General features: G+C 61.3%; 5 protein-coding genes and 2 pseudogenes. 1 reads left to right on the plus strand and 6 read right to left on the minus strand.

Annotated features, from left to right (window positions below; all coding sequences use genetic code 11):
- Positions 1-624 precede the first annotated feature (624 nt).
- On the plus strand, positions 625-921 hold the full coding sequence (locus Q0Q02_RS22845) for a hypothetical protein (protein WP_293813010.1): 297 nt from the start codon (positions 625-627) through the stop codon (positions 919-921).
- Between the two features lie 168 nt (positions 922-1,089).
- Here the strand turns inward: Q0Q02_RS22845 and Q0Q02_RS22850 are convergent, their stop codons facing one another.
- The 6 genes and pseudogenes from Q0Q02_RS22850 to Q0Q02_RS22875 form a co-directional block, all read right to left on the minus strand.
- On the minus strand, positions 1,090-2,205 hold the full coding sequence (locus Q0Q02_RS22850) for a branched-chain amino acid ABC transporter substrate-binding protein (protein WP_293813012.1): 1,116 nt from the start codon (positions 2,203-2,205) through the stop codon (positions 1,090-1,092).
- A gap of 131 nt (positions 2,206-2,336) precedes the next feature.
- On the minus strand, positions 2,337-2,711 hold the full coding sequence (locus Q0Q02_RS22855) for a DUF6867 family protein (RefSeq protein ID WP_293813014.1): 375 nt from the start codon (positions 2,709-2,711) through the stop codon (positions 2,337-2,339).
- Between the two features lie 228 nt (positions 2,712-2,939).
- Entirely contained in the window at positions 2,940-3,671 is a 732-nt protein-coding gene (locus Q0Q02_RS22860) for an ABC transporter ATP-binding protein (protein WP_293813016.1), read from the minus strand.
- A 20-nt stretch (positions 3,672-3,691) separates the two neighbouring features.
- Positions 3,692-4,534: pseudogene (locus tag Q0Q02_RS22865) on the minus strand (ABC transporter ATP-binding protein); the annotation flags it as partial.
- Positions 4,534-5,949 carry a high-affinity branched-chain amino acid ABC transporter permease LivM gene (gene livM, locus Q0Q02_RS22870; protein ID WP_293813018.1) on the minus strand — a complete coding sequence of 472 codons (1,416 nt, stop codon included), beginning with the start codon at positions 5,947-5,949 and terminating at the stop codon, positions 4,534-4,536. The pseudogene Q0Q02_RS22865 and the gene livM, both read right to left, overlap by 1 nt.
- Before the next feature lie 4 nt (positions 5,950-5,953).
- Positions 5,954-6,094: pseudogene (locus tag Q0Q02_RS22875) on the minus strand (branched-chain amino acid ABC transporter permease LivH); the annotation flags it as partial.

The following is a 6,094-nucleotide window of genomic DNA, read 5'->3' on the forward strand; positions in this document are numbered from 1 at the left end:
CTAGCATACTGTTGTTATTGATATCTCTGTTATTGTCATATTTTGATTTGTTGAATAAATTCACAGCTATTTCTGCATTGATTTTATGTTGTTTGGTTGGGTATTTCTTAGATGTAGCGATTTCGTCAAAATATAAATCATCTATCAAGAATTAATGGCCGGACTCCATCATTCGCGCGAGTGCGAAAATAATTTTTGTCTGCTCGCGACCCTTTGCTGACGTTGCGTCGCCGTATAAACCACCAGATCATCCGGCGATAGCGGATCTCTATTTTATTTTTCTTGCGTATAGTAATGCAAAATGCAGAGCGCATGCTGCCAAAAAGACCGCCAATACGCCGACCCAAGGATGAATTTCTATAAATACAAAAACTAACAAGTATAAAGATATGAATATAAAAGCCATATTAATTATGTAGATCAGCGCCATATCAAATAATCTCCAACTAAAGCACCTCATCGTTCGTCAGATGAGTTAAAGGTATCTTCTCAACCGTCAAAGCGTCATCTCGCCCGCTTCCGGCCCATTGCAGGCGCAACATCTCGCTAATTGGGAGTTGATTCACGACGATGCGCCTTATCGGAATTTAAGCAACTTGGCTTATCTAATATATGCATCCTTTGATGAGCACTAAGATTGGAAAACCGACTGTGGCCGCCGCTTGGATGATTATCTTGGCACTTTGGGGGATTCCAGCGCTAGTCGTCGGTTTCGTGATCGCCTCGCTGCCAAGTAAATTTCACCTGATCGCGCTCTCAATTTCGACAGGCATTCTTATTGTGTTCCTCGTGAATATGCATGGCGGTGACGGTTGGCCGAAACTGCCGAGTTTACTCTATGTTATTGTCCTGCCCGTCGTCGTAACCTCTCTGATTCCGATCGGAATCGTCCGATTGGTTCGGAGCCGGGAAGATTCGTAATCCCGCCCCGTTTGGCTGCGCGTTGCAGCGGCAATGGCCGAGTCTGGTAATGACCCATCTCGGCCGTTGACCAGCGCTCAAATCAAAGCTCTCCCGCCCAATAGAAAACCCGCCCCGGAGGCTCCGGGGCGGGCTCTGTCGTTCAAGAAGCCGGATCAGCCGCCGAGATCAATTCTCGACATAGGTGATCTTGCCGTCGGCACCCTTCTTCCAGGTGTAGACGGTGTAGTCCGGACGGGTGATGTCGCCCTTCTTGTCGAAGCCGATATCGCCGATCACGGTCTTGACCGGCTGGCCACCATGCAGCGCGGCGGCGATCTTCTTGGGATCGACCGAGTTCGCGCGCTTGGCGCCTTCCGCCATGATCTGGACGGCGGCGTAGCTGTAGAGCGTGTAGGCTTCCGGCTTGAAGTTCTTGGCCGCGAACTTCTGGACGACGGCAGCCGCCTCCGGGCGCTTCTGCGGGTCCGGCGGGAAGGTCATCAGCGTGCCTTCGACGCCGGGGCCGCCGATCGTGGCGAACTCGTCGGTGGTGATGCCGTCACCCGAGACGAGCACGGTCTTCAGGCCCTGGTCGCGCATCTGGCGCACGATCAGACCGCCTTCGGTGTGCAGGCCGCCCCAGTAGAGATAGTCGGCACCGGCGGCCTTGATCTTCGAGACGAGCGCCGAGAAGTCCTTCTCGCCGGCGTTCACGCCTTCGTAGAGCACTTCCTTGACGCCGCCGGCAGTGAGGCCCTTCTTGGTCTCGTCGGCGAGGCCCTGGCCATAGGTCGTCTTGTCGTGGACGATCGCGATCTTCTTGTCCTTGAAGTTCTTCAGCAGATAGGCCGAGGCGACGCTGCCTTGCTGGTCGTCACGGCCGCAGGTGCGGAAGGTGTTCCACAGGCCGCGCTCGGTGATCTTCGGGTTGGTGGCCGAAGGCGAGATCATCAGGATGCCGTTTTCGGCATAGACTTCCGAGGCCGGCATGGTGACGCCGGAGTTGAAGTGGCCGAGCACCCATTTCACGCCGTCGCCGACGAACTTGTTGGCGACCGAGACGCCCTGCTTCGGATCGGAGACGTCGTCGCCGACCGAGATCGTGATCTTCTGGCCGAGGACGCCGCCGGCGGCGTTGATATCCTCGACAGCCTGCTCGGCGCCGTTCTTGAGCTGCGCGCCGAATGCGGCGTTAGGGCCGGTGATCGGGCCGCCGACACCGAGCTTGATCTGCGCGTTGGCCATGCCGGAGAAGGCAAGGACCGCGCCGAGCGCAATGCCGCCCAACAGCAGTTTCTTCATGTGATGCAACTCCCCTGTATTGATTGATCAACGGGCTGGACGGTCCACCCGTCTCGGTGCGTTCTCGTCACCCCAAGCAACAGTCTTGCGCTTTTTCGGGGGGCTGTCACGCACCAAGCTCATGAGCTCCTTCAGAGCAATTCAGGTCGTATTTCGGCGCCCGCCCGCGGCTTCCAGCCGAAGGGGCCGGCGCGCTCGAACAGCCAGTGATACTGCCGGGTCATCTGCTTGGCGCGGGTGTAGCGCCACCCCGCATAGCCGAAGGCGATGAGCACGATCGTATCGACGATATAGTAGTGCGGCGTCAGCAGCGTGGCCTGGAACAGCGCGAAATGGATGAAGCGCACGAACAGGCCGAGGATCAGCATGTAGACGACCAGTTGCCAGTTCGGCCGCCAGGTCACCGCGATGGCGCGGCCGGCCATCCAGGCGAGCCAGCCGCCCATGACGACCGTGACCAGCAGGAAGAGCCAGATGGTCGGTTCTTCGTAGAGGATGCCCTGCATCTGGTGCTCCCGGCTTCAGGCTAGATCGCCGTGCGACCTCCCGGACGCGAGGTTGCGATCTATCTCTTTGTTTCAGCATCGGGTTGGTCCGAAAAGTGCGTTCCACTTTTCGGTCCGATGCTAGGGTTGGAAGCGGCTGACATCACCACAGCGATGGCATGGGTGGCGTGCGGCCGTCTCTCATCAAAAAGTTGCAGCGGAAGGCAACGCGCCTTCCGCCGTCGTGGATCAGTGCCGGCCGCCTTCGAGATAGGCGGCGCGCACCTGCGGATTGGCGAGCAGGTCCTTGCCGGTACCGCTCATGGTGATGACGCCGTTGACCATCACATAGCCGCGATGGGCGAGCTTCAGCGCATGGAAGGCGTTCTGCTCGACCAGGAAGACGGTCAAGCCTTGCGTCCGGTTGAGCTCGCGGATTGCCTCGAAGATCTGCTTCACGATCAGCGGTGCGAGGCCGAGCGAGGGCTCGTCCAGCAGCAGGAGCTTCGGGCGCGCCATCAGGGCGCGCGCGATCGCGACCATCTGCTGCTCGCCGCCCGAGAGCGTGCCGCCGCGTTGCTGCAAGCGCTCCTTGATGCGCGGGAAGAGCACGCAGATCTTCTCGATATCCTCGTCGAAATGCTCGAAATCGCGGACGGCGGCGCCCATCTGCAGGTTCTCGAACACGGTCATGCGCGGGAAGATGCGTCTTCCCTCCGGGGACTGCGCTATCCCCAGGCGCGCGATCTCGTGGCTCGGCATGCGCGTGATGTCCCGGCCCTCATAGGTGACCGAGCCCTCGCGCGCCTGCGGATTGCCGAAGATCGTCATCATCAGCGTGGATTTGCCGGCGCCGTTGGCGCCGATCATGGTGACGATCTCGCCGGCGTTGACGTCGATATCGACGCCCTTCAGCGCGATGATCTTGCCGTAATAGGTCTTGACGCCGCGGACGGCCAAAAGAGGCTGGGCTGTAGTCACGAGATGCCGACCTCCGCTTCGACCTCTTCGACCTCCTCATCATCGACGCCGAGATAGGCGGCGATGACCTTCGGGTCGGCCTGTACCTCGGCCGGCGTGCCGTCGGCGATCTTGGTGCCGTAGTCGAGGACCACGACGTGGTCCGAAATTTCCATGACGACCGACATGTCATGCTCGATCAGCAGCAGCGCCGTGCCGAGGTCCTTGCGGATCGAAAGCAGCAGCGTGTTGAGATCGTGGCTCTCGCGCGGGTTGAGGCCCGCTGCCGGCTCGTCGAGGCAAAGCAGGACCGGGTCGGTGCACATGGCCCGCGCGATCTCCAGCCGGCGCTGGTCGCCATAGGGCAGGTCTGCGGCGGGATCGTCGGCGCGGTGGGTCAGGTTGATCTTGTCGAGCCAGAACCTGGCCTTCTCGATCGCCTCCTTCTCGCGGGCCTTGTAGCCGCCGACGCCGAGTATCCCGAGGAAGGTGAAGCCGGAGGCCAGCATCAGCGGGTTGTGCTGGGCGACGAGCAGGTTCTCCAGCACCGTCATGCCACCGAAGAGGCGGATGTTCTGGAAGGTGCGGGCGACCTTGGCCTTCCAGGAGATGCGAAAGTCCAGCATGCGCTCGAGCAGGTAGCTCGAGCCGTCGTCATGATTCAGCGAGATCATGCCCTGCGTCGGCTTGTAGAAGCCGGTGATGCAGTTGAAGACCGTGGTCTTGCCGGCGCCGTTCGGCCCGATCAGCGCCGTGATCTCGCCCTTCCGGGCCTGGAAGGAGAGGGCGTTGACGGCGGTGAGGCCGCCGAAGCGCATGGTGACCTGCTCGACCTCCAGCAGGGCGCGGCCCTGCGGAGCGGGTTGCGGAGCGATCGTGGCCATCAGCCGTGCCCCTCCTGGACCATGTCGGCGGAGATCTTCTTCTTCTCCTTGAGGAAGGCGGTGGGCTCGCGGGTCGAGATCAGGCCGCGCGGCTTCCAGATCATGATCACCACCATGGCGAAGCCGAAGATCAGCATGCGGTACTTCGTCGGGTCGAAGTCGTTGCCGAGGCCAGGGATCTGCAGGCCGAAAAGACTGATGCCCGTCTTCATCCATTCGAGCTCGCGCAGGAGCTCGGTGCCGCCGATCATCGCGATTGCCGCGATGGCGCAGCCCCAGAGCGAGCCCATGCCGCCGAGCACGACGATGGCGAGGATCACCGCCGATTCCATGAAGACGAAGGACTCGGGCGAGATGAAGCCCTGCCGCGCCGAGAAGAAGGCGCCGGCGAAGCCGCCGAACATCGCGCCCATCGAGAAGGCGGTGAGCTTGGTGTTGGTGGTGTTGATGCCGAGCGAGCGGCAGGCGATCTCGTCCTCGCGCAGCGCCTCCCAGGCGCGGCCGACCGGCAGGCGCCGCAGGCGCAGCGTCACGAAGGCGGTCAACAATGCCAGGCAGAGGATCAGGTAATAGAGGAAGATCGTTCGGTAGAGCGGCGTGAACTCCAGGCCGAAAACAGCGGCGAAACCATTATCCGCCGCCGTGAAGGGGATGCCGAAGAAGGTCGGGCGCGGGATGCCGGAAATGCCGGCATAGCCGTTGGAGAACTCGGTCCAGTTCACCAGCACGAGGCGGATGATCTCGCCGAAGGCCAGCGTCACGATGGCGAGGTAGTCGCCGCGCAGGCGCAAGACGGGGAAGCCGAGCAGCATGCCCCAGAAGGCGGCCAGGATGCCGGCGAGCGGCAGCAGCAGCCAGAAGGACAGACCGAAATTCTTGGCCAGAAGCGCATAGGAATAGGCGCCGACGGCATAGAAGGCGACATAACCGAGGTCGAGCAGGCCGGCGAGGCCGACGACGATGTTCAGGCCCCAGCCGAGCATGACGTAGATCAGGATCTGGACGCCGAAATTGTCGATCCATTTCAGCGCGCCGCCCCAGCCGGCCAGCCCGATCGCGATCGCCGGGAAGGTGACGAGGAAACCCAGCCCGAAGAGCGAGAAGACGCGCGAATGGCGCTGGAAGAAGGCGATGGTGCCGTGCGGCAGGATGCGTATTGCAGCCTTGCCTTCTTGCCGGCCCTGCTTGCGCAAAGCCACCAGGAAGCGGCCGAGGAAGACGATGCCGACGGCCCAGGCGACCGCATCCCAGCGCGGGTCCAGAACCAGGACATTGTCCATGTTCTGGCGCGTGCCCCAGGCGATGATCGGGATGCAGAGGCCCAGTGTCACGAAGGCGGCGAAGCCGGCTTCCTTCAGGGCCGCCTTCAGGTCGCGGCCGGGAGCGGCCGTGTTTGCGGTCGGGTTGCTTGCCATGGTGTCAGACCTTCTCGACTTCCGGGCGCCCGAGCAGGCCGGAGGGCATGAAGACCAGCACCAGCGCCAGGATGCAGAAGGCGGCGACGTCCTTGTAGTCGATGGTGAAATAGGCCGACCACATCACCTCGATCAGCCCGATCAG

The organism is uncultured Allobosea sp. (genome assembly GCF_945956895.1).
Taxonomy (GTDB): domain Bacteria; phylum Pseudomonadota; class Alphaproteobacteria; order Rhizobiales; family Beijerinckiaceae; genus Allobosea.